General features: G+C 67.3%; 20 protein-coding genes. 10 read left to right on the top strand and 10 right to left on the bottom strand.

Features of this window, described 5'->3' with window-relative positions; all coding sequences use genetic code 11:
- The first annotated feature begins 160 nt into the window (after positions 1 to 160).
- Positions 161 to 1,012, top strand: a complete 852-nt coding sequence (locus LDO27_RS04620) for a thioesterase family protein (RefSeq protein WP_222207015.1) — start codon at positions 161 to 163, stop codon at positions 1,010 to 1,012.
- 260 nt (positions 1,013 to 1,272) lie between these two features.
- Positions 1,273 to 2,943, top strand: coding sequence for a tannase/feruloyl esterase family alpha/beta hydrolase (locus LDO27_RS04615; RefSeq protein ID WP_377747385.1), 1,671 nt, complete (start codon positions 1,273 to 1,275; stop codon positions 2,941 to 2,943).
- Between the two features lie 91 nt (positions 2,944 to 3,034).
- On the opposite strand, the gene LDO27_RS04610 is transcribed toward LDO27_RS04615, so the two are convergent.
- Entirely contained in the window at positions 3,035 to 4,204 is a 1,170-nt protein-coding gene (locus tag LDO27_RS04610) for an MFS transporter (protein WP_224039975.1), read from the bottom strand.
- Positions 4,205 to 4,314: 110 nt separating this feature from the next.
- On the opposite strand from LDO27_RS04610, the gene LDO27_RS04605 reads away from it, so the two are divergent.
- The 3 genes from LDO27_RS04605 to LDO27_RS04595 all read left to right on the top strand — a co-directional run bounded on the left by LDO27_RS04605 (position 4,315) and on the right by LDO27_RS04595 (position 7,177).
- Positions 4,315 to 5,262, top strand: coding sequence for a GlxA family transcriptional regulator (locus LDO27_RS04605; protein WP_224039973.1), 948 nt, complete (start codon positions 4,315 to 4,317; stop codon positions 5,260 to 5,262).
- Between the two features lie 161 nt (positions 5,263 to 5,423).
- Positions 5,424 to 5,855, top strand: a complete 432-nt coding sequence (locus LDO27_RS04600) for a cupin domain-containing protein (RefSeq protein WP_224039971.1) — start codon at positions 5,424 to 5,426, stop codon at positions 5,853 to 5,855.
- Entirely contained in the window at positions 5,852 to 7,177 is a 1,326-nt protein-coding gene (locus LDO27_RS04595) for an epoxide hydrolase family protein (protein ID WP_224039969.1), read from the top strand. The genes LDO27_RS04600 and LDO27_RS04595 overlap by 4 nt, the downstream gene beginning before the upstream one ends.
- A 40-nt stretch (positions 7,178 to 7,217) precedes the next feature.
- Here the strand turns inward: LDO27_RS04595 and LDO27_RS04590 are convergent, their stop codons facing one another.
- A complete protein-coding gene (locus LDO27_RS04590; RefSeq protein ID WP_224039967.1) occupies positions 7,218 to 8,534 on the bottom strand; it encodes an MFS transporter in 1,317 nt (438 codons plus the stop codon).
- A gap of 206 nt (positions 8,535 to 8,740) precedes the next feature.
- Between LDO27_RS04590 and LDO27_RS04585 the strand changes: the two genes are divergently transcribed.
- The gene (locus LDO27_RS04585) at positions 8,741 to 9,805 is read left to right on the top strand and encodes a VWA domain-containing protein (RefSeq protein WP_224039965.1); all 1,065 of its coding nucleotides are present in this window, start codon (positions 8,741 to 8,743) and stop codon (positions 9,803 to 9,805) included.
- A 20-nt stretch (positions 9,806 to 9,825) separates the two neighbouring features.
- On the opposite strand, the gene pdxR is transcribed toward LDO27_RS04585, so the two are convergent.
- The gene (gene pdxR, locus LDO27_RS04580; protein WP_224039963.1) at positions 9,826 to 11,244 is read right to left on the bottom strand and encodes a MocR-like pyridoxine biosynthesis transcription factor PdxR; all 1,419 of its coding nucleotides are present in this window, start codon (positions 11,242 to 11,244) and stop codon (positions 9,826 to 9,828) included.
- Positions 11,245 to 11,398: 154 nt separating this feature from the next.
- Between pdxR and LDO27_RS04575 the strand changes: the two genes are divergently transcribed.
- A complete protein-coding gene (locus LDO27_RS04575) occupies positions 11,399 to 11,845 on the top strand; it encodes a carboxymuconolactone decarboxylase family protein (protein WP_222207003.1) in 447 nt (148 codons plus the stop codon).
- A gap of 243 nt (positions 11,846 to 12,088) precedes the next feature.
- Here LDO27_RS04575 and LDO27_RS04570 read toward each other — a convergent pair whose 3' ends face one another.
- Entirely contained in the window at positions 12,089 to 12,601 is a 513-nt protein-coding gene (locus LDO27_RS04570; RefSeq protein WP_224039962.1) for a GNAT family N-acetyltransferase, read from the bottom strand.
- 150 nt (positions 12,602 to 12,751) lie between these two features.
- Positions 12,752 to 13,900 carry a LysR family transcriptional regulator gene (locus LDO27_RS04565; RefSeq protein ID WP_224039960.1) on the bottom strand — a complete coding sequence of 383 codons (1,149 nt, stop codon included), beginning with the start codon at positions 13,898 to 13,900 and terminating at the stop codon, positions 12,752 to 12,754.
- Between LDO27_RS04565 and LDO27_RS04560 the strand changes: the two genes are divergently transcribed.
- Entirely contained in the window at positions 13,899 to 14,393 is a 495-nt protein-coding gene (locus LDO27_RS04560; RefSeq protein WP_224039958.1) for a hypothetical protein, read from the top strand. The genes LDO27_RS04565 and LDO27_RS04560 overlap by 2 nt on opposite strands.
- Positions 14,394 to 14,613: 220 nt before the next feature.
- On the opposite strand, the gene LDO27_RS04555 is transcribed toward LDO27_RS04560, so the two are convergent.
- Both LDO27_RS04555 and LDO27_RS04550 read right to left on the bottom strand, forming a co-directional pair.
- A complete protein-coding gene (locus tag LDO27_RS04555) occupies positions 14,614 to 15,597 on the bottom strand; it encodes an NAD(P)H-quinone oxidoreductase (protein ID WP_224039955.1) in 984 nt (327 codons plus the stop codon).
- 196 nt (positions 15,598 to 15,793) lie between these two features.
- On the bottom strand, positions 15,794 to 16,678 hold the full coding sequence (locus LDO27_RS04550; protein WP_224039953.1) for a LysR family transcriptional regulator: 885 nt from the start codon (positions 16,676 to 16,678) through the stop codon (positions 15,794 to 15,796).
- A gap of 124 nt (positions 16,679 to 16,802) precedes the next feature.
- Here LDO27_RS04550 and argC point away from each other — a divergent pair, with 124 nt between their 5' ends.
- Positions 16,803 to 17,735: an N-acetyl-gamma-glutamyl-phosphate reductase gene (gene argC, locus LDO27_RS04545; RefSeq protein WP_224039951.1), complete on the top strand. Its 933-nt coding sequence runs from the start codon at positions 16,803 to 16,805 to the stop codon at positions 17,733 to 17,735.
- A 70-nt stretch (positions 17,736 to 17,805) separates the two neighbouring features.
- On the opposite strand, the gene LDO27_RS04540 is transcribed toward argC, so the two are convergent.
- Together LDO27_RS04540 and LDO27_RS04535 are read right to left on the bottom strand one after the other, a co-directional pair.
- The gene (locus tag LDO27_RS04540; protein ID WP_224039949.1) at positions 17,806 to 18,834 is read right to left on the bottom strand and encodes an alpha/beta hydrolase; all 1,029 of its coding nucleotides are present in this window, start codon (positions 18,832 to 18,834) and stop codon (positions 17,806 to 17,808) included.
- 377 nt (positions 18,835 to 19,211) lie between these two features.
- Entirely contained in the window at positions 19,212 to 19,865 is a 654-nt protein-coding gene (locus LDO27_RS04535) for a hydrolase (protein WP_224039948.1), read from the bottom strand.
- Between the two features lie 152 nt (positions 19,866 to 20,017).
- Between LDO27_RS04535 and LDO27_RS04530 the strand changes: the two genes are divergently transcribed.
- Positions 20,018 to 20,914, top strand: a complete 897-nt coding sequence (locus LDO27_RS04530) for a LysR family transcriptional regulator (protein WP_222206992.1) — start codon at positions 20,018 to 20,020, stop codon at positions 20,912 to 20,914.
- A gap of 132 nt (positions 20,915 to 21,046) precedes the next feature.
- Here LDO27_RS04530 and LDO27_RS04525 read toward each other — a convergent pair whose 3' ends face one another.
- Complete coding sequence (locus LDO27_RS04525; protein WP_224039946.1) at positions 21,047 to 21,979, bottom strand: MBL fold metallo-hydrolase; 933 nt, start codon at positions 21,977 to 21,979, stop codon at positions 21,047 to 21,049.
- Between the last annotated feature and the right edge of the window lie 35 nt (positions 21,980 to 22,014).

Raw genomic sequence — 22,014 nt, 5'->3', positions numbered from 1 at the left:
AATGTACGAGCAGCCGGGGTAATTGATCAAATCAACTATCCGCCCGGCAGGTGTACAGTACCCCGGGCCGGAACTTCCACCCTGCATTTCGCGGTGCACCATGCGGCGGGCCGGACTGGCGAGCCCCACGTCCCCCGGAAATACCTCACGGAGAATGCCTGTGTCCCCGAACGACAACGAATCCCGCAACGATAACGATAACGACGCTGACGCCGACAGCGTCTTCCGCTGCAGCGGCGACGACATCCTGCCATCGGCACTGGCGCGCGGCCCCTGGCATCCGGGCGCGCAGCACGGCGGCGCGCCGGCCGCGCTGTTGACGGCCATCGCCGAACGGCAGCTCGGCGACGAGCCGGGCTGGGCGATGGCGAGGCTCACGCTGGAATTCCTGCGGCCGGTGCCGATCGCGCCGCTGATCGCCAGCGCCGCGGTGCAGCCGGGCGGATCGGTGCGGCGCGTCGAGGTTTGCTTGTTCCACGAGGGCATGCCGGTGGTGCGCGGCGTTGCCATGTTCATCCGCGAGCGCGAACTCGATCTGTCGCCCACCCCGATGGCGCCCGAACTGCCACCGCCCGATGCTTGCGACGAGCCGCTGCGCATTCCCGGCATGGCGATGCAGACGTCCTTCCACTACACCGCGATGGAGAGCCGCGTGGCCGCGGGCTCGGCAACCGCCCCGGGGCGGGCGGCCGTATGGTTCCGGATGCGGGTCCCGCTGGTGCGCGGCTGGACCGCGTCCGGCGCCGCGCGCGCCGCCGCGGCGGCCGACTTCGGCAATGGCATCAGTTGGGCCGTGCCGCTTGACCGCTTCGTGTTCGCAAACGCGGACCTGACGGTGTCGCTGCACCGGCCGCCCCGCGGCGAGTGGGTCGGCGTCGACTCCACGACGGTGGTGCAGCCCAGCGGCATCGGGCTCACCGTCTCGACGCTGCACGACGAACTCGGCCGCATCGGCGTCGCGCAGCAGGCGTTGGTCATCAAGCCCCGGCAGGCGGCCGCCCCGGCGGGGTAACGAAAGCGATCGCTGACCCATGCCACGGTCGCGCGTCCGGCGAAGGGAGGCGCACCCCCGTCCCAATCCCGATTGACCGTCTCGCCAGGCGGGCATATGGTGGCCTTCGCTGCCCGCCAGAGCGGCAGCACGGCCTGCGCCGGTTTTTGCTCTTGCTGTCTGTGGATCCCGGCGACGACACCAACGGAGACTGGAGAGAACACGTGCTAGCGAAAACAATCTGCGGTTCGCCGATGCGGCGCCGTGCGATGCTGCTGACCATGGTGGCCGGCGCGACGATGATGCTGGTGGCCTGCGGCGGTGACGATGACGACGACCCGTTCAGCAAGCCGCGCAGCTGCGCGGAACTGGGCGGCATCACCGTCGCGGCCGCCGAGATCGGCCTGCCGACCAACGGCGCGGTGGTCACCTCCGCCACCACGGTGCCCGCCGGCGGCACTGGCGCGCAAGCCACCGGGGAGTACTGCAAGGTCACCGGCGATATCCGTCCGGTCGACCCCGCCGCGCCACCGATCAAGTTCGAGGTCAACCTGCCCGCGAGCTGGAACAGCAAGGTCATGATGTTCGGCGGCGGCGGCTACAACGGCTCCATCCCATCGCCGCAGGGCAACGTGCCGGCCGGCCCGACGAGCCAGGCCACGCCGCTCGGCCGCGGCTATGCCACGTTCTCCAGCGATTCCGGCCACCAGGCCGGCCCGCTCGGCAGCCGCGACGGCTCCTTCGGCGTCAACGACGAGGCGCTGCGCAATTTCTCCGGCGACGCGCTGAAGAAAACCCGCGATACCGCGCTCCACCTGATCAAGACCCGCTATGGCGTCAAGGGCCCCACCAAGGCGTACTTCGCCGGCGGCTCCACCGGCGGGCGCGAGGCGCTGGCGGTGGTGCAGCGCTGGCCGCAGGACTGGGACGGCGCCATCGTGCTGTATCCCGCGTGGAACGCCGCCAGCCTGGACCTGCAGTTTGGCCGCATCACCCGCGCGCTGGCCGCGCCGGGCGCCTTCCTCAACCAGGCCAAGCGCAGGACGCTGTACGACGCCTCACTGGCGGCCTGCGACACGCTGGACGGCGCACGGGACAACGTGGTCAGCAACGTCCCGGCGTGCAACGCCACCTTCAATCCGGCCACGGCGCAGTTCAACGGCGCGCCGCTGCGCTGCGCGAACGGCGCCGACACGGGCGACAACTGTCTCTCCGATCCGCAGATCGCGGCGCTGAACGTCTACAACACGCCCATCACGTTCAACTACACGCTGGGCAGCGGCGAGACGCAGTATCCCGGCTTCAACGTCTGGGGCACCGACCTTGGCATGGCGGGTACGCAGGCGGCGCAGGCCACGGTGATCTCGCTGGCATGGAACCTGGTGCAGCCGGCCAGCCCGATGCCCGCCACCGCGCCGTACTTCAGCGTGTTCTGGGACCAGTGGGTGCGCTTCTTCGTCACGCGCGATCCCAATTTCGACTCGCTGACCCTGGATCCGCAGAACCCGGGACCGTGGGAGGCGCGCATCAGCCAGCTCACCGCGATCCAGGACGTGAACCGCGCGGACCTGTCCGCCTTCGCCAACAAGGGGGGCAAGATCCTGATGGCGCACGGCTCGCACGATGCGCTGGTCAGTACCCGCGCCACGGCGCAGTACTACGAGCGGGTGCAGGCCACCATGGGCGCCGGCCGCGTCGCCAGCTTCATGCGCTATTACGAGATCCCGGGCTATGGCCATGCGGTGAGCACCACGTTCAACGCGTCGTGGGATTCGCTGACAGCACTGGAGAACTGGGTCGAGCGGGGCACGGCGCCACCGGCGCAGACGGTGGCGGACACCATCGGCGTGCCCGGCCGCACGCGGCCGCTGTGCGAATACCCGTCCTGGCCGAAGTACAACGGCACGGGGGACATCAACGTGGCGGCGAGCTTTACCTGCGCGACGCAGTAGGGCCGCGCCGCAGGCAACGCGGCAATGGAAAAGCCCCGGCAAGCGATTGCCGGGGCTTTTGCGTTGGGGCAGCGCGCGGTGTGCCGGCGCGTCATGCGCGGGCAGCGCCCGCCCAGCGTGCCTGTGCGGCGGTGGCCGGGATCAGCGTGGTGAGCGCCAGGGCGACGGCGATCAGGCCGGCGCCGGCAAGGCTCAGGTACTGTGGCCCGAGGAACAGCAGGACCAGGCCGCCGAGCGCGCCCGAGCAGGCGAGGCCGCCGTAGACAGCGGTGTTGTTCAGGGCCAGAAGCAGCGGCGCCACCTCCGGTGCGATGGACACCAGCCGGTGCTGCTGCGGCACGAGAAGCCCCCATCCGATCAAGCCCCAGATCGTCAGCGCGACCACGGCCGTGGCGGGATGGGCGGCGGTCCACGGCAGCGCGCCGAAGTTGACGATCGCCACGCCGAGCGCGACCTGGATGACCCGCCGGCTGTCGAAGCGGTCCACCAGACGGCCGGCCAGCATGTTGCCGACCGTCGCGGCCACGCCCCACACCAGCAGCATGCCGGCAAGCACGCTTTCGTCGCCGCCGGTTACGCGCGACAGCACCAGCCCGGCGTAGGTATAGACCATCAGGAAGCCGCCGAACGCGAACAGCGAAGTCAGCAGCGTCAGCGCGATGCGCAGGTCGCGCACCGGCGCCAACCGCTGCCGCAGTGTGATCCGCGCCGGTTGCGGCACCGCGTGCAGCAGCGCCCAGATGCCAAGCATCGAGACCAGGCCGACGGCGGCGACGAACCACAGCGTGGTGCGCCAGCCGCCGAAGCCGCCGATCCAGGTTCCGAGCGGGGCACCGAGCGCCGTGGCGGCGGCCAGCCCCGCGGTGACGGTGGCGAGCGCGCGGCCCCGCCTGGCCGGATCGGCCAGCAGGGCGGCCACGCCCAGCGCGGTGGGCGTGAACATCGCGGCTCCCAGGCCCGCCACCGCGCGGCTGAGCAGCACGGTGTTCAGGTCGGTGGCCAGCGCGGTGACGATATTGCCGACGACGAAGACCGCGAGCGCGGACACCAGCAGCGGCTTGCGGGGCCAGCCGCCCGTCAGCGCCGCCATCACCGGCGCCATCAGCGCGTAGGACAGGGCGTAGACGGTGACCATCTGGCCGGCAAGGCTTGGCGTGGTGTGCAGGGATGCGGCCACGCCGGGAAGAATGCCCGCGACGACGAAGTTGTCCGTGCCGATGGCGAACATGCCGATGGCAAGCATGAGTAAGCGACGATCCATGGTTGACCTTTGCAGAAGGCTGGTGAAGAAGACAGTGCCAGCATAGGGTGGCTTGGTTTTGTCTCAAATGTCATAAATAATGGTGATTTAGGACATGAGACAGGTGACGTATGCACAAGGTCGGATTCGTCGTGTTCCCCGACTTCAACCTGATGGGTTTCGCCGCCATCACGGTGTTCGAGACGGCCAATATCGCGCTGGGGGAGGCCGCCTATGAGGTGACGCTGCTGTCAGAAACCGGCGGGCTGGTCGCTTCGTCTGCCGGTTTCCGGGTGGAGACGGAGCCCTTCGGCGACGCCGTCTTCGATACCGTGATGTTCGGATCCGGCGTCGAAACGGTCTTCGCGGTCTCTGCCGGCGTGCTCGATTTCGTCAGGCGCGCGGTGTCGGTGTCCCGGCGCGTCGCCGCCCCTTGCACGGGGGCATTCGTGCTGGCGGAGGCCGGCGTGCTGGACGGGCGCCGCGCCACGACCCACTGGCGCTTCGCCCCGGAACTGCAGCGCCGCTTTCCGCAGGTGGCGGTGGAGGACGACCAGATCTTTATCGTCGACGGGCCGGTCTGGACATCGGCGGGCATGACGGCAACCATCGACCTTGCGCTCGCCATGGTCGAGAACGACCACGGCGACGAGGTTTCGCGCACCGTGGCGCGCAAGCTCGTGGTCTATCACCGGCGCGCCGGCGGGCAGTCGCAGTTCTCCGCGCTGCTGGAACTGGGGCCCAAGTCGGACCGCATCCAGAAGGCCATCGACTACGCCAGCGCCAATCTGCGCGGCAGCCTGTCGGTCGAGGAGCTGGCCGGCGTCGCCAGCCTCAGTCCGCGCCAGTTCAGCCGGGCGTTCCGCGCGGAGACCGGCCAGTCGCCCGCCAAGGCCATCGAGCACCTGCGCGTGGAGGCCGCGCGGCTGATGCTGGAGCAGGGGCGCCATACGATGGACATCATCGCCCGTGAAGTGGGCCTGGGCGACAGGGAACGCCTGCGCCGCGCGTTCCTGCGCACGCTGGGGCAGGCGCCGCAGGCCGTGCGCCAATCCGGCCGGGCCAGCCGCGCGCGCTAGCGCATCCAGGCCGCGCGGCTTCGTATCGCAATGTGTCAGCCGCGGGCGCGCACACAGGGCGATACGGGAAGCCGAGACCATCGATATATCGCGGATACGCGCCTCGGGTGCAATGCCGGTACTGGCCCCGGCACGTGGGCCTTACCGAAAAGGAGATACCCATGACAAAGGCTCGATCCCTGGCAGCGGCGCTGCTCATCGCCGGTGGTGCTTTGGCAGCCCATGCCGCGCATGCACAGGCTGCCGGCATCCACCGTACCGATCTGCTGCAGCAGGACATCGGCGCACCCGGACGCGAGGTCGTCCAGGTGCGTGTCGACTTCGCCCCCGCGGCGTTCGCGCCCACGCATTCGCATCCCGGCGAGGAAATCGCCTATGTCCTCGAAGGCTCGCTCGAATACGTGCTGGAGGACAGGGCGCCGGTCACGCTGAAGGCCGGCGAGGCCCTTTTCATCCCGGCCGGCACGGGCCACTCGGCGCGCAACGTGGGCAGCGGCAAGGCATCGGAGCTGGCGACCTATATCGTGACGAAGGGAGCCCCGCTGGTCGCGCCGGGCAAGTCCGCGACGCCGGCCCACGGGCACGCGCAATGACGACCGGTTCGACCGCACCCGCCATGCCGTCGCGCCGCGCCCTGCTGCTGCGTGGCGCGGCAGCGGCCGCGCTTACCGCGCTTCGTCCCGTGACGGCCGCCGCCGAGGTCGCGCCGCCGTTCGCGTCGGACGCGATCCGTTCGTTCCGCGTGGACATTCCGCAGGCGGCACTGCTCGACCTGCGCCGGCGCCTGGCTGCGACGCGCTGGCCCGACGCGGAAACGGTGGACGACCGCACGCAGGGCGTGCAGCGCCATCGGCTGCGGCCCTTGATGCGCTACTGGGAACGCGACTACGACTGGCGCAAGGCCGAGGCGAGGCTCAACGCGCTGCCGCAGTTCGTCACGCGCATCGACGGGCTCGACATCCACTTCCTGCACATCCGCTCGCCCCATCCGCAGGCCCTGCCGCTGATCATGACGCACGGCTGGCCCGGCTCCGTGCTGGAACTGCTCAAGAGCGTGGGGCCGCTGACCGATCCCACCGCGCACGGGGGCAGTGCCGACGACGCGTTTCACCTCGTGCTGCCCTCGCTGCCGGGGTTCGGCTTCTCGGAGGCGCCGCGCCATGCCGGCTGGAACCCCGAGCGCATCGGCCGCGCCTGGGACATCCTGATGACGCGGCTCGGCTACAGCCGCTATGTCGCGCAGGGCGGCGACTGGGGCGCCATCGTGGCAGACGCGATGGGCCGGCAGGCGCCGCCGGGTTTGCTGGGCATTCACGTCAACCGCATCGAACGCGCCACCACGATTCCGCCGGAGGTCGGCCGGGCGCTGCGCAGTGGCGATCCCGCGCCGGCGACGCTCACGCCGGAGGAGCGCGCCGTGTTCGACCAAGCGAGGGACTTTCTCGACAAGGGCTTCGGCTATGCGGCGCTGATGGGCACGCGGCCGCAGACCATCGCCTATGGCCTCGCGGACTCGCCGGTGGGACTTGCCGCCTGGATCTACGACAAGCTGGCGGACTGGGTATTCACCCGCGGCGATCCGGAACGCGCGCTGGGCCGCGACGATATCCTGGACAACATCACGCTGTACTGGCTGACCAACACCGGCCCGTCCAGCGGACGCATCTACTGGGACAGCCATCCGCTGAACGCCGGCAACCGCACAGCCGGTCCCGCAAGCGGAGGCATCGCGGTGCCGGCGGCCGTGACGATCTTTCCCGGGGAGGTCTATCGACCGCCGCGGCACTGGGTGGAGCGCGCCTATCGCAATCTGATCTACTACCACCGCGTGGACAAGGGCGGCCACTTTGCGGCGTGGGAAGAGCCGGAACTGTTCGGCGCGGAGGTGCGCGCGGCGTTTCGCGCGCTGCGCTGAGGACGGCGGGCGCCCCGTCGGGACCGACCGGAATCGGGCGCTAGTCCAGCGCCCGATTCCGCGATTCCACGTTCACGGCGGCGATGGCGAGGGCGCCGCCGACCAGCATGCTGGAGATCATCGCCAGCGCGAAGGTGAAATGCGTGCTCATCACCGGTGCGATGATCGCCGGCGCGAACAGGCCGCCAAAGCGCGCGATGGCGCCGGCGGTGCCCATCCCGGTCGCCCGCAGGTCGGTGGGATATACCTCGGGCGTGAAGGCATACAGCGCGCCCCATGTGCCCAGCAGCGCGAAGCTCATCAGCAGCGTCGAACCGACGACCAAGGCCTGTGCCGTGCCCAGGCTGTACAGCATGCAGCCGACGGCGCTCAGCAGCAGGAACCCGATCAGCGTGGGTTTGCGGCCCCAGCGCTCCACGCCATACGCGGCCAGCCCGAAGCCCGGTAGCTGTACCAGCGCGAGGATCACCAGAAACACCTCGCCCCGCATGAACGCGAAGCCTTGGCCGCTCAGGCGGATCGGCAAATAGACGAACACGCCGTAGTAGGCGATGGAAATCAGCGCCCAGGCCGCCAGCAGGCCGATCGTGCGTCGGCGAAGGCGCGCGGAGAACAGCGCGAACACCGACTTGCGCTCGCTCGTGTCGCTCAGCAACGGCGGAATGTCCGCGCTGCTGCCATTGACCTTCGCCACCCGCGCGAGCACCCGGCGCGCCTCTTCCGAACGGCCATTGCGGTGCAGGAACAACGGCGACTCGGGGATATAGAGCCGCAGCACCACGCCGATCAAGGCCGGAATGCCCGTGACAAAGAAGATGACCCGCCAGGCATCGTCGCCATAGGAGGCTGCCACCAGCGCAAGCAGGGCCAGCAGGATGGTGCCCACTGCCCAGAACGATTCCAGCAGGACCAGCCAGCGCCCCCGCCGGTCGCTCGGCAGGAACTCCGCCATCATGGTGTAGTCCACGGGCAGCGTGCCGCCGACGCCGATGCCGGTCAGGAAGCGCAGCGCCATCAGCCACCACAGGTCCGGCGCGAACGCCGAGGCCACGCCGCAGGCGGCATCGACCAGGACGGCCGTCATCAGCACCGGCCGCCGGCCGATGCGGTCCGCCAGGCGGCCGAAGACAAAGGCGCCGATCAGCATGCCGACGAAGAAGGCCGTCCCGGTCTGCAGGGCCTGCGGGATCGGCACGTCGAAGGTCCTCGCGATGGAGGGCGCGCTGAAGCCGATGGAGAGCACCTGCATGGCATCGGCCATCCACACCAGCCCGAAAATCACGAACAGGCGGTACTGGAACTTGCCCACGCCGGCGGTCTGGATTCCCTTTTCCAGGGTGATGGAAGTGCTCGTCATAGCCTCAACTGTGTGGGGACGGACCGAAGGGGGCGGGCGCGTGCCTGCCCGGGGCGTTGGCGGTTGGTCCGTCTGCGGGTGGTGGCGTCGATCCGACATTCTAGCGTTGGCGGCCGATCGCCCCGGTGAAGGCGGCGAGCGCGAGGATTCTCGGGGCCAATGGAAAACGCAGTACCATCGGGTTAACACGCGCCAAGGAGCGGGGCATGCAGTTCTTGTGGCCACAAATGCTCTGGCTGCTGCTTCTGCTTCCCCTGCTGGCAGCCTTCTACGTCTACGCGATCGGGCGGCGCAAGAAATTCGCGCTGTCGTACTCCAGCCTTGCGCTGCCGCGGGCCGCGCAGGGCCGCTACCGACGGCTGCGGCGCCACATCCCGCCGCTGCTTCTGTTGCTGTCGCTGGGCGCGGCGCTGCTGGCCTGCGCCCGTCCCACCGCCACCGTCACGCTGCCCTCCGAGACCGTCACACTGGTGCTCGCGATGGACACGTCCCTCAGCATGGCCGCGACCGACGTCGCACCCACCCGCATGGCCGCCGCGCAGCAGGCCGCGCGGGACCTGATCGTCGGGCTGCCCGTCCGTGTGCGCCTTGGCATCGTCTCCTTTGCCGCCACGACCACCGTGGTGCAGACCCCCACCGACAGCCGGCGCGACATGCTGGACGCCATCGAACGGTTCCAGCTCCAGCACGGCACCGCCACCGGCAGCGGCCTGATCCAGGCACTGGCCGTCTTGATGCCCAACGATGGCATCGACCTCGAAGCCATCCTCTTCAGCGGCGAAAAGCTGGCCCCCGGACCGAGCGGCAGATCGCTGTCCGAAGCCGCGGCCGCGGAAGCCGTCCGCAAACGGGACCAGGAACTGCCACCGGCACAACCCGGCTCCTACCCGCACGGCGCCGTGATCCTGCTCAGCGACGGCCGCCGCACCACCGGCCCGGACCCGCTGGACGCCGCCCGCATGGCCGCCCAGCGCGGCGTGCGCGTCTACACCGTGGGCTTCGGCCAGCCCCCGGCCGACGGCGCGGCAGCGCCCGGGCTCTTCGACGCCGTGCGGCTGGACGAACCCACGCTGCGCGAGATCGCGGCGCTGACCGACGGCGAATACTTCCAGGCCGGCTCGGCGGCGCACCTTGCGCAGGTGTACCGACAGCTCAGCGCGAAGTTTGCGCTGGAGACCAAGGAGGTCGAGATCAGTGCCCTGCTGGTGGCGGTAGCGGTGCCGCTGCTGATTGCCGCCTGCGGGCTGTCGTTGTTGTGGTTCAGGCGGTGAAGGGGGCTGTGGGCTGCGACTCAACGGGATGCAACGATTCTCCCGAGCGTCGCGCAGGCGGCCTCGACGTTGTCGAGGCGCAGGTTCGTCGCGCTCAGCAGCAAGCCGCGTTGCGCGTGACGGCGGCGAAGGTACCACGCGGAGAGAGCGGAAGGCGCGAGGCCGCGTGCGCGGGCAATGCCGACAACGGTGCAGTCGTCGACGGTCGGCGGGAGCGGTGCGATCACTCCGAGGCCCGCCGTCATGGTGCCCGGCAGGACCTCGTTCAAACGCGCTAACGCGAGGCTGCGGCGGTCGGCATATAGCGCCTTCATCTGCCGCAGGTGCCGCAGGTAGTGCCCATCGGCCAGAAACTCCGTGATCGCCAGTTGGGTGGTCCGGTTAGGCGCCGGGGCCAACACGGCGCAGACTTCCACCAGACGCTCCGCCACGGAGCGCGGGGCGACGACAAAGCCGAGGCCCAGCGCCGGGCTGATCGTCTTGCTGAACGCGCCGATGTGGATCACGCGCTTGGAACCTTCGCCAGCGGCAAGGGCCGGCGCCGCCCGGCCGTCGAGCTGCAGTTCCCCGAGATAGTCGTCTTCGATGATCCAGGCGCCCGTGGTTGCCGCCCAGTCGAGCAGGGCGTGCCTTCGTGCCGGCGACAGAGTCACGCCCAGCGGTGCGTGCTGGCCCGGGGTGACCAGCGCCAGCACGGCGTCTGGCGCGCTGGCGATGCCATCTTCCACGCGGAGCCCCTCGGCATCGACCGGCACGGGTTCGATCGCGGCGCCCATCAATTCCAGCGCGCGCCTTCCCAGCGGATAACCCGGCTCTTCGAGCCACACCTTGCGCCCGTGCGCCCGCAGTGCCATCAGCGCCAGCATCAGGCCCTGCCGGTATCCGCTGGTGACGATGATCTGATCGGGGTGACAGTGCATCTGCCGGCTGACGGCCAGGTGGCTCGCGATCTGGGCCCGCAGCGCAGATTCGCCGCGCGGGTCGGCGTAGGCGGTGTAAGCGTTGGCATCTGCGCGTGCGGCACGCGCCCGCATGCGCGCCCAGAGCTTGGCGGGAAACGCGTCGTGGGCGGGTACGCCCATCTGGAACGGGAGCGGGGCGCTGGAATATGGGCGGGTGAAACCCGCCAAAGGCCCATCGAGCGGCGCCTCGTCGTCCGCCTGGCTGGGGGGCAGCCGCGCGCATACGCGTGTGCCCGCAGACCCAGCGCCGAACACCAGGTTCTCGGCGATCAGCCGATCGTAGGCCACGCGGATGGTGCCGCGCGCGACGCCGAGCTGCGCGGCCAGGTCCCGGCCGGAAGGCAACCGCTGCCCGGGTAACAGCCGGCCTTCGACGATTGCCTGTCGCAGGCTCGCATGGATCTGGTCGCCGATAGGCACGGCGGTGGCAGGGTCCACCTGGATGGAAAGCGCGGCGGGCGTATTCGGGTCAGTCATCTTGGGTCAGTCGTTTTGGCAGTTTTTGGGCCTGTTTCTCCAATCCCCGGCGGAGTAACGTGGCGTTATGACATGGATCGCGGCCGCAGTCGATAGGCTGCCCGGGGTGCGCGGACCGCGTCGCTACTCACATCAACGACTGGAAAGGACTGAGATGACCCGCTTGAACTGGCAAGAGATCGCACCTGACGGCGCGAAGGCACTGTTTGGCATCCACCACTACGTCACGAAGAAGACCAACCTGCCCGAGGAACTCGTCCACCTCGTGTTCCTTCGCGTTTCGCAGATCAACGGTTGTGCCCACTGCATCGACATGCACAGCCGGGACCTCAGGAAAACCATGTCGATCGACAAGATCACGTTGGTACCGGTTTGGCACGAGGTGCACCAGCTGTTCTCCGATCAGGAACGCGCCGCGCTGGCCTGGGCAGAGGAGGTGACCCGCGTCAGCGAAACGCATGCCTCGGATGAGGCGTATGCCGCCGCCTCGGCTGAGTTCAGCCCCAAAGACCTCGTCGATCTCACGATCGCGATTGCGGCAATGAATGCGTTCAACCGACTGGGTGCGCCGTTTCGGCTTCCTGTGGCCGCCAAGTCGTGATCCCGCTTCACCGACACAGGAATTGACGTTCCATGGCCGCTCGGAGCACTCCGGGATCTGGTGATCGCAAACCGATGCTGCGGGGGCCATCGCCATCCTCGCCCGTGGCAGGGGAATGTGGGGTGGGATTTGTCTCTGGCCACATCGCGGACATACGTAACCGGTGGCAGGGAGGGGCACCACGCGTTCGAGGCACCGCAGTGCCGAGCGCGCCGGTCGGGCTCCTTCGTCAGGCATATCCGCTTACCCGAAAACACACATCATGGCGACGCGCCGCAGCGGCTCGAGACCTTTTTGTTCTTCCGCCGAAAGAATCGTCTTCAGGCGTGCGGGGCAGGCGTCCGGCTCCACGGGATCGAATCCCAACGTGGCATAGAACGGCGCGTTGAACGGGGCGTGGCGGTCTGTTGTCAGTGTTGCGCCCTTCAGCGATCGCGCACGGCCGATGTCGAGCAAGGCCTCCATCAGGCGTCTTCCAATGCCGCGTCGCTGCCAGTCAGGATGCACGTCGACCTCGCCAATGTGGAGCCATTGCTCTGCTACATAGCCCCCACCGAAGCCGACCGGCTCACCGCCAGCGTCATAGGCGGCAAGGAGGAAGCCCGCGTCGAGATACCGCTGCAATTCCTCGTCGCTGCTCGCGCTCGCCTCCCCCGAAACGGCGCCCGCCGCGCGCAGGGTATCGAAAGCAGCCAGCTCGATGGCCTGCAATGCCGGAAAATGTTCTGCGGTGGCGGGCTCGATACGGACATTCATGCTGACCTCAAAAGCTATGTCTGTTGATGGCGGCCTCGTCACCGTGTTTCGGCGATTCGCGAACACGCCCGGGCGCGCCTGAGTCGTCTGCTCGGGACGGCGTACAGGCGCTGGCCCGGGCCGTCGACCGGACGTTCCGCGAGGTCGGTCTCACCCGCGCGTCCCGGGCACAGCCGATGGCGCGCTATGATCACGCGACGGCGCATCGGCGGAAGCCAAAGCCGATTCCCCCAATGCGCGGATAAACGCCAGCATCGCGCTCGACGGGTACGCGTCGTAGCGGCGGATCAGCAGCGTGTCAACGCCCGCCATGTCGGGCGGCAATGCATGGATACGAACCGCGTGCCGCTGCCCGGACGACTCCACGACGCCGCGCGGCAGAAGCGTGACACCCACCCCTCCGGCAACGCAGGCGAGGATGGTATCCAGCGATCCAAACTCCAACGTCCGGGCCAGCACCAGGCCCATCCCGGACAGTACCGTTTCCAGTCGCTGCCGGTACGAACACCCCACGCGAAACACGATTGTCTTCAGGTTCGCCGTGGCGCCGATGGCGTCGATCGACCGGATGTTGTCGGGCGTCACCAGCACCAGTTCCTCACGAAAGATCGGTTCGCCGTGCAGCTCAGCATGGGTGACCGGACCGGCGACAAAGGCGGCGTCCAATTGCCCGTCAAGCACGCGGGTCGTCAAACTGGAAGTGGTTCCAGTGATCAGTGACAGGTCGACAGTCGGATAACGAAGCGCGAAGCGGCTCAATGCCGGCGAAAGCCGCAGCGCCGCCGTGGTTTCCAGCGTGCCGAGCACCAGCGGGCCGCTCGGCTCACCCTCGTCCAATGCGGCGCGGCGCGCTTCGGCGAGCAGATTGCCGATGCGTCCGGCGTACGGCAGCATGCGCTGCCCTGCGGGCGTCAGGGTGACGCCCCGGGGATGGCGCACAAAAAGCGGAACACCGATTTCGCCCTCCAGCGCCCGAATGCGGCCGGTAACGTTCGATTGCACGGTGTGGAGTTCGGTGGCCGCCTTGTTCATGCTGCCAAGTCGGGCGACGGTCTCGAAGTACTTCAGGTCAGCGGCATCCATGGGCTTCACTACGTCTGGAAAGTGTGCCGCATCGAAGGCGCGGCGGCGCGCAGTGTATCGCTCTATCGCAATATCAGTCGACGCATCGAAGCCGCCATCAACGCCGCAGATACCCCTATCAGAAAGTTTCGCAGGTGCGTGCATACGACTTTGGTTAGCATGGATCCCCGCGAGACCGCCGCAACGGTCATGCGACAAGAACAGGAACGACACCATGCAAACGATTGCCGCCGACATGTCGAATTCCGCGATGCCGCACATCATGCCGACCGCGGGCGCATCGCCGGTGCCGCCGGCCGGAAAAGAACAGATGGCGCGCCCGACCGCACCCGTACAGTCGTCATCGAACCGGATTACGCTGTCTTTCGGCGGGCGCACCCTGTCGAAGTCGGCGGACGGCGACTCGGACGCTGTCACCAGCGCGATCAAGAAGAGCAAGTATCCGGACGAAATCAAGGACCTGATGCTCAAGATTCGCGAGCTACAGGCCGAACTGCGCAAGAAGGCCGCCGAGCTGTCGGAGGTGGCTGCGGACCAGACGATGACGCCGCGTCAGCGGGAGCTGAAGACCGCCGCGCTGCGCGAGGCCGTATCGGGCATTACGTCGGCCCTTCGCAACGCCATGTCGACGTTGCATGAGACCATGACGGAGCTGGACTTCTCAAGCGAGGATAAGCGAGCGATCGGCATGATGCTGTCGGGGGCCTAGGCGGGGCGCCGGCATCCGAGGAGCGTGATGGCCTGCGCCAAGTCCAGCAGTAGTGTTGGCCGCGCGTACCCTTGGCGCCGGCGCGGATAGGGATGGACCCGAAACCCGGCCCACTTGCCCGGCTCCAGCGCAGGCACGGTCGTGTCCTCGCGCCAGGCATAGGCGGCATCGGCGGTGAAGGCGCAGAAGACCGAACGGGGCTGGCGCCCGCCGTCCCGGCCTACGCCATGGTCAGCACGATCTTCCCGACATTCCGGTTGGATTCCATGCGGCGGTGCGCATCCGCTGCCTTCTCCAACGGAAACGTGCTGTCGATGACCGGCTTCAGCGTGCGATCCGCCAATCGTGGAAGCCACGTATCGGCGAACCGGCGGGTCATGGCATGTTTGACGGCCGGGGGGCGCGATTTCATGACCGTTCCCATGATTTGCAGATGGCGGTACAGCACGCGGTCCAGCGGAAGCTCGGCGCCGTCGATTCCGCCGAGGATGCCGACTTGTACTAGCCGGCCGCCGAAGTTCAGGGAGCGGATATTGCGTGCCAGGTAGGGCGCTCCGACGAAATCGACGATCACGTCGACGCCGCGCCCCTCGGTGATGTCATTTACCACCGCCTCGAAGTCTTCGGCCTTGTAGTCGATGGCGATATCGGCGCCGAAGCCGAGTACGGCTTCGCGCTTGCTGCCGTCCGCCGTCGCCAGCACCCTGGCGCCTGTCGCGTGCGCCAGTTGCACCGCCGCCGAGCCGACGCCGCCAGCCGCGGCATGGACAAGCACTGTGTCGCCGGATGCGAGCCGACCGAGATGGCCCAGTGCCTCCCAGGCGGTAACGAATACTTCCGGCACCGCGCCGGCATGTACGTCGTCCAGTTCATCGGGAACGCGCATGGCCATGCGATGGTCGATGCGTGCCAGCTCCGCGTATCCGCCTCCACCCACGATGCCCATGACGCGGTCGCCAATGGCGAAACCTTGCACTTCGGCGCCGATCGCTACCACCTCGCCGGCAATCTCCAGACCCATGATGTCCGAGTCGCCGAAGTTGGCTCGCCCGTACCCGCCACGCCTGTGCGTCAGATCCGCGCGATTCAGGCCGGCCGCACGATTGCGCACCAGCAGGTCATGGGGCCGGACCTCAGGCTCCGGAACGTCGGTGAGTTGCAGAACGTCGGCATCGCCGAATGCAGCGAACGTGATGGCTTTCATGGTTTGTCCCTGATCGATTGCGCAGCGCCGGACGACGGTCGCCCGGCCATTGGCGCGCAGTATAGGGCGGGGAACCGATGAATGGGCGCGGCAATCTTCAGCTTCACAGATGCAAAATTGCATCACTGCGCCGACAGTGGGAATGGGGCGATAACCGATTCGCGCGGGCTCGGCTTCGTAGCCCAGGCATGCGTACCTACACCAATCGGAGACCCCACAACACATCCAGTACGTGTTGCGTGGAACGTTCCACGTGCCCCGCACGATGCGCAATGCCGAGCCGCCGCCATAGCGCCGGCCGCAACGGACGCATGACGATGCGCTTGTCCGGTAGTGGGGTGGTGGCTTCATGTGGCAACAGTGCTGCGCCGTAGCCGGCCGCCACCAGACTCTTGATCGCGTCGTTGTAGTTCAGTTCGATGCGCGGCGTGGGATGGTGGCCGGCCGTCGCGAACCACTCCGCGGTCAGCCGCGACAGACGCGTGGTGGCATCGTTGAGGATGAGCGGTTGGGCGGCGAGCCAGTCAGGCGTGACGCGGGCCGGACACCGCCAATGGGCAGGCATGAAGGCCATCACGGGGTCGCGGCGCCAAGGCTTGATCACCAGTCCGGCCACCGGGGGCTGAGGCAGTGCGACGAGACCGACGTCCAGCCTTCCATCCGCCAGCCGGGACAGCGTCTCTTGCGAGGTGAGGATCGCGACCTGAATGTCGATGGCGGGATGCTGCCGGCGCAGCACCTCGAGCGCTTGCGGCAGCAGGTGAGCGATCACGCCGGTCGACGCGCCGACCCGCGCCCGTCCTTCCAGCCCCTGCACCTGGCGCTGGATATCGTCCAGCGCTTGCTCCGCATCGGCCAGCAGCCGGCGCGCGCGCTCCACCAGCACCTCTCCGATCGCCGACGGCCTTACCTGCCCGCGCTTGCGCAGCAGCAGCGGCGCTCCGATGCGGTCTTCGAGGTCCGCGATATGGAGGCTGACCGTCGGCGGCGCCAGATTCAGCGCGCGCGCCGCGTCGGCGAATGAGCCGCGCTCCGCAATCGCGACCAGCGTGCGCAAACGGTCCAGACTGATCTCTCGCATGGTGACGTCCAGGTTCAGAAAAGGTGAATGTGAGCGTTGTGAAATTCAACTTTTCCTATTCTATCCGCCAGGGGATCATGGGCGTTCCTTCTGTACATTCCACCCACCTCGGAGGCTTCCTCGCATGAGCAATCCCACCGTCTTCATCGATGGCGACCAAGGCACCACCGGACTGCAGATCCGGGAACGGCTGCGCAATCGGACCGACATCACGCTGTTCACGCTTGCCGCCGCGGAGCGCAAGGACGCACGCCGTCGCGCGGAAGCCATCAACGCCTGCGATATCGCCATTCTCTGTTTGCCTGACGCCGCGGCACGCGAGGCAGTGGGTGCCATCGTGAATCCGGACGTGAGAGTCATCGACGCAAGTTCTGCCCATCGCACGCAGCCCGGCTGGACATACGGCTTTCCGGAAATGGCCCCTGGACAACCCGAACGCATCGCCAGCGCCCGACGCGTAACCAATCCCGGCTGTTATCCGACGGGGGCGATTGGCTTGCTGCGTCCCCTGTTGCAGGCGGGGCTCATACCGGACAGCTATCCCATCGGGATTCATGCGGTGTCCGGCTACTCGGGACGCGGCCGTGCCGGCGTGGAGGAGTACGAGGGGAAGGATGCCGTCAACGCGCCTTCGTTCCAGGTCTATGGTCTGGCGCTGGCGCACAAACACGCCCCGGAGATCCAGGCGCATGCCGGACTGGCGCAGCGGCCCATGTTCGTCCCGGCGTATGGCGCGTTCCGTCAGGGCATCGTGCTGACGGTGCCGCTCGACTTGCGGCTGCTCGCGCCCGGCGTGGACGGTGCCGCGCTGCACGCCTGCCTTGCCCGCCACTACGCGGACGCGGCGCACGTGCGCGTCGTGCCGCCGGATGAGGCGCGTGCGTTGACGCACCTCGATCCGCAAGCGCTGAACGGTACGAACGACATGCACCTGGGCGTGTTTCCGAACGAGGAGCACGGACACGTACTGCTGTCCGCGGTGTTCGACAATCTTGGCAAGGGCGCATCCGGCGCGGCGGTTCAGAATCTGGATCTGATGCTCGCGCTGCAATCGTGATCCGCGCTCGGGCGATCCGTTGGGAGCGTCCCGGCCGGCGGTCGGGATTCCCGCCGCCGGCCGCCATCACTTACTTCAAATGGACTTTCAGTTCATTGCCGGCCTGGCGCATCGCTGCCTGTACCGCCGGAACCGTGCTCACGGCATTGAGCAGGCCATAGTCGTGGATCAGCCCGTTGTAGCGCACCACCGTAACGGGCACCCCGGCCGCGTCCAGCTTGCGCCCATACGCCTCGCCTTCGTCGCGCAGCACGTCCTTCTCGGCGACCTGGATCAGCGCGGGAGGCAGCCCCTTGAGCTGCGTGACGTTCGCGCGCAGCGGCGACGCGTAGATTTCCGCGCGCTGCTTGGGATCGGTGGTGTAGTTGTCCCAGAACCACTTCATCATGTTGCGGGTGAGGAAGTGGCCTTGCTCGAATTCGTTGTATGACCCGGTCTCGAAGTTCGCGTCGGTGACCGGCCACAGCAATACCTGATACCGCAGTTTGGGCGCGCCCTTGTCCTTGGCCATCAGGCTGACCGCGGCGGCCATATTGCCGCCGACGCTGTTGCCGGCGATGGCGAGGCGCGAGCCATCGACGCCGATCTGCTTGCCGTTTTCGGCGACCCATTTGGTGGCGGCGTAGATCTCGTTGATGGCGACGGGATACTGCGCTTCCGGGGACGGCGTGTAGTTGACGAACACGGCGACGGCGCCGGAATGGGTGACCAGATCGCGCACCAGGCGCTCGTGCGTGGGGAAGTCGCCCAATACCCAGCCCCCGCCGTGAACGAACATGAACGCGGGCAGGGTGCCCTTGGCGCCCGCGGGACGCACGATGGTCAGCGAAATGTCGCGCCCGTCGACTTGAATGGTCTTCTGCCGCACGTCGGCCGGGGGCAGGGTGAGCTTGACGCCGGACTGGGCGCCGGACAGGACCGCGCGGGCGTCCTTGGGGCTCAGTTGCTCGATGGGCTTGCCGCCGCCGGCTTCGAGCGCTTCGAGAAAGGCCTGGGTGTGATGTTCCACACCGGCACTGCCGGCGGCGTGGGCGACAGCGCCGCTGGCGGCGGCAAGGCCGATGGCGGTGGCGACGATGGATTTGCGGATCGATTTCATGTTCAACACTCCTTTGTTCGTTGAGGCAGCATCGCCTGGATTGAATTACGTACTATTAAATAGCGCGCTATTTATTTGCCGCACTACGGTCGTCGTTGACAGAGATAAGCAGGGCAAGGGCATCAAGAAGGCTTGATTCCTCGGTCCTGACGTGTTCGCTGTCGGTGAAGTGGAATATATATCGCGAGAAATTAAATAGCAAGCGATTTAATTTTCGGACTTCGACCGTGGGGGCGAAGGCATCGCTCCTGCCGTTCGCCCGCGCCATTCCTGTTGCGGGGAATCGCGCGAGACCCCTCGATCCGGGGAGGACGACGCGGCTCGAGACGGGCCCGGCGACCTTGCCGTGCTCGCTCAAGCCTCGTCATCCCCTCACATCACGCGGCGTTGCGGGGCACCGGCGTGTTCAGCAGCTGCTGCTCCCACAGGTACGCGATGCCGCTGCCGCCGGCATGCTGCGTGATCACTTCCGTGATCTTGGCGGCCTGCTCCGCCCGGGCCCAGTCACGCTGCCATTCCGCGGCGACCGCCAGCCAGGTCATCATGTTCGCCCCGGCCCCAATCATGCGCTGGATGGCCACCTGGTGGGCCTCGACGGAAACACCGCCGCACGCATCCGTCACCACCGTTACGTCCCAGCCTTCGCCGAGGGCCTGGATCGTCGGCATCGCCACGCACACCTCGGTCCACAGGCCCGCGATGATCAGCTGCTTGCGGCCCGTCGCCTTGACGAGGTCCACGACCTTCCGGTCTTCCCAGGTGTTGATGAACGTACGGTCGATGATCTCCTGGCCGGGGAACACCTCGGCGATCTGGGGAAACAGTGCGCCGCCGCGGGCAGCGATCACCGTGGTCAGAATGGTCGGCACGCCGAAGGCCTTGGCGGCCTTGGCGAGGCCCGCCGTATTGTTGATGACCATCTGCGGTTCGTGGCTGTTCACGTTCGCGAGCTGGTAAGGCTGGTGGTCGATCAGGACGAGTACCGAGTCTTCCGGACGAAGAAGCGAATCAAGGCCGTTGCGAAAAGTCATGGATGGATCCTCATTGCCGTTGTGAGCGGGGTTGGTTTCCCGGAAACATGCGCCGGCGGCGACGTTGCCTGGAAGCCGTATTCTGTTGTTCCCTTCCGCGGCACGGTAGTACCATTCGGCGGCTAGCTGTGTCGCGCATCGAGGAACGCCAGATGGATATCGAAGAGCTCCGGACATTCGTGGAAGTGGCTGATGCCGGGGGCGTCTCGCCTGCCGCGCTGCGCCTGGGGGTGTCGAAGTCGATCGTCAGCCGCCGGCTGATGCGGCTCGAAGCGGAACTTGGCGTTCAGCTGCTTGCGCGTTCGACGCGGGGCGCCGCGTTGACGGAAGCCGGGGCCACGTTTCGGGACCATGCGGCGCGTGTCTGCGCCGAAATCGACGTGGCGAGGGAAACGATTCTTCCGGAGGGGGAGCTTCGGGGACGGTTGCGGATCGCCGCGCCGCTTTCATTCGGGCCGACGCACATCGCGCCCGTGCTCGCCGAAATGGCGCGACGCCACCCCCGACTACAGATCCAGGCCTGCTATAGCGACCATTTCGTCGACCTCATTGCAGAGGGCTTCGACTGCGCCATACGGCTGGGCCATCTGCGGGACTCCAACCTGGTGGCGCGATGCGTGGGACCTGTCCACGGGACGGTCGTCGCAAGTCCCGGCTATATCGAAGCGCACGGCTCGCCGGAAACGCCGCAAGAACTTCTGGCCCATCAGGCGCTGATGCAGGGCACGGAGGCCTGGCAACTGATGGATGACGGCAAAGTCATCTCGGTTCGCCCGCAGGGGCGCTTCAAGGCCGACAACGGCAGTGCGTTGGTCGCCGCCGCCGTAGCAGGACTCGGGATCGCTTACCTGCCCAATGGCCTCATCCAGGAACACCTGGATTCCGGTGCGCTGGTTCCTGTCATGCAGCGCTATCCGATACCTCCCGCGGGTGCATACGTGGTGCGCCCGGCGGGTCAGAATCCCGCGAGAAAGATACGGGTGCTGACCGAACTGCTGATCAAGTACTTCGAACACGCGCCGCATGTTTCGGGAGCGGTCCCTACGTAGGGTCTTGCCCTTACGCCGGGCGCCGTGTCGCCGCGGAAGAACGAGCGCCGCGAGTCCTGGTGGAACACGCGGCGTTCAACACGACGGTGACCGCCACGATCGATCTGCGATCAATGATCGATCAATGGGCGATCAGTAGTCCCACTGCACCGGCACGAAGCGGAACGTGTCTCCGTTCCTGGCAACGTGACCGACGGAGGGAAAGGCGACGTGCGCGGCGGCCAGCAGGGCGCCGGTTTCAGCGGCTTCGTTGAGCAGGGCAATTCGCACTGCCGTCGCGACCTCGGGCTCGTGTTCGAAGCCGTTCTGCCAGTCCGGCTTTTCGAAGCCGACTTCGAAAATCGCATCGCCGACGAACGTCAGCTTCTCGCCCTTCGAAGCAACATCGACGACGCAGTGCCCGGGCGTGTGCCCGCCGGTCACGCGTGCCGATACGCCGGCGGCGATCTCCACGGTCTGGCCGAACTGCACGATGTTCTCGCTGTAGAGCTGCACGAACTTTGCGGCGGCCTTGCGCAGCGAGGGAGGCACCGCTTCGGGCATCACCGTCTTGCTGAAATCCGGGTCCTTCCAGAACTCCACTTCCGCGGCGGCTACGTGAATGCGCACGTCCGGCCGCAGCTTCGCTTTGACGCCATCGACGTTCAGCCCGCCGACATGATCCATATGCATGTGCGTGATCACGATATCGGTGATCGCGCTGAGATCGATGCCCGCGGTTTCGAGGCGCATCACCGTGCGGCCGGCGCGCGTGAAGTATTCGAAGCCGTCGCCCACGCCCGAGTCGACGAGGATCAGACGATCGCCACTGCGCACGAGCGCGATATTGAGCGCCCAGTCGAACATGTCCCGTTGCAGGAAGCGGCCATCGAACCATTCGTTGCGGTCCGCCTCGCTGGCGTTGGTGGACATGACGGAGGTCGGCAGCGGCAGGATGCCGTCGCTGATCAGTACGACATCGACGTCGCCGATGCGAACGGCGTAGCGGGAAGACACGAGTTCGCCGGAACCTTCCTTGCCGAGCGTGGCGGTAACCGGCTGCACGTTGCGGATTGTTTCGCTCATTTCCAGTAGTCCTGTGTGGGTTTGGGGACAAGCCG

Source organism: Cupriavidus respiraculi, from assembly GCF_914271545.1.
In the GTDB taxonomy this organism is placed as follows: Bacteria; Pseudomonadota; Gammaproteobacteria; order Burkholderiales; family Burkholderiaceae; genus Cupriavidus; species Cupriavidus respiraculi.
The sequence above is the reverse complement of the archived record's forward strand: the minus strand, read 5'-3'. Positions and strand labels throughout refer to the sequence as shown.

Coding starts and splice junctions, on each gene's coding strand:
- LDO27_RS04615 (WP_377747385.1), top strand. CDS start 1,273: ATGGTGGCCGGCGCGACGATGATGCTGGTGGCCTGCGGCGGTGACGAT.
- LDO27_RS04610 (WP_224039975.1), bottom strand. CDS start 4,204: ATGGATCGTCGCTTACTCATGCTTGCCATCGGCATGTTCGCCATCGGC.
- LDO27_RS04605 (WP_224039973.1), top strand. CDS start 4,315: ATGCACAAGGTCGGATTCGTCGTGTTCCCCGACTTCAACCTGATGGGT.
- LDO27_RS04600 (WP_224039971.1), top strand. CDS start 5,424: ATGACAAAGGCTCGATCCCTGGCAGCGGCGCTGCTCATCGCCGGTGGT.
- LDO27_RS04595 (WP_224039969.1), top strand. CDS start 5,852: ATGACGACCGGTTCGACCGCACCCGCCATGCCGTCGCGCCGCGCCCTG.
- LDO27_RS04590 (WP_224039967.1), bottom strand. CDS start 8,534: ATGACGAGCACTTCCATCACCCTGGAAAAGGGAATCCAGACCGCCGGC.
- LDO27_RS04585 (WP_224039965.1), top strand. CDS start 8,741: ATGCAGTTCTTGTGGCCACAAATGCTCTGGCTGCTGCTTCTGCTTCCC.
- pdxR (WP_224039963.1), bottom strand. CDS start 11,244: ATGACTGACCCGAATACGCCCGCCGCGCTTTCCATCCAGGTGGACCCT.
- LDO27_RS04575 (WP_222207003.1), top strand. CDS start 11,399: ATGACCCGCTTGAACTGGCAAGAGATCGCACCTGACGGCGCGAAGGCA.
- LDO27_RS04570 (WP_224039962.1), bottom strand. CDS start 12,601: ATGAATGTCCGTATCGAGCCCGCCACCGCAGAACATTTTCCGGCATTG.
- LDO27_RS04560 (WP_224039958.1), top strand. CDS start 13,899: ATGCAAACGATTGCCGCCGACATGTCGAATTCCGCGATGCCGCACATC.
- LDO27_RS04565 (WP_224039960.1), bottom strand. CDS start 13,900: ATGGTGTCGTTCCTGTTCTTGTCGCATGACCGTTGCGGCGGTCTCGCG.
- LDO27_RS04555 (WP_224039955.1), bottom strand. CDS start 15,597: ATGAAAGCCATCACGTTCGCTGCATTCGGCGATGCCGACGTTCTGCAA.
- LDO27_RS04550 (WP_224039953.1), bottom strand. CDS start 16,678: ATGCGAGAGATCAGTCTGGACCGTTTGCGCACGCTGGTCGCGATTGCG.
- argC (WP_224039951.1), top strand. CDS start 16,803: ATGAGCAATCCCACCGTCTTCATCGATGGCGACCAAGGCACCACCGGA.
- LDO27_RS04540 (WP_224039949.1), bottom strand. CDS start 18,834: ATGAAATCGATCCGCAAATCCATCGTCGCCACCGCCATCGGCCTTGCC.
- LDO27_RS04535 (WP_224039948.1), bottom strand. CDS start 19,865: ATGACTTTTCGCAACGGCCTTGATTCGCTTCTTCGTCCGGAAGACTCG.
- LDO27_RS04530 (WP_222206992.1), top strand. CDS start 20,018: ATGGATATCGAAGAGCTCCGGACATTCGTGGAAGTGGCTGATGCCGGG.
- LDO27_RS04525 (WP_224039946.1), bottom strand. CDS start 21,979: ATGAGCGAAACAATCCGCAACGTGCAGCCGGTTACCGCCACGCTCGGC.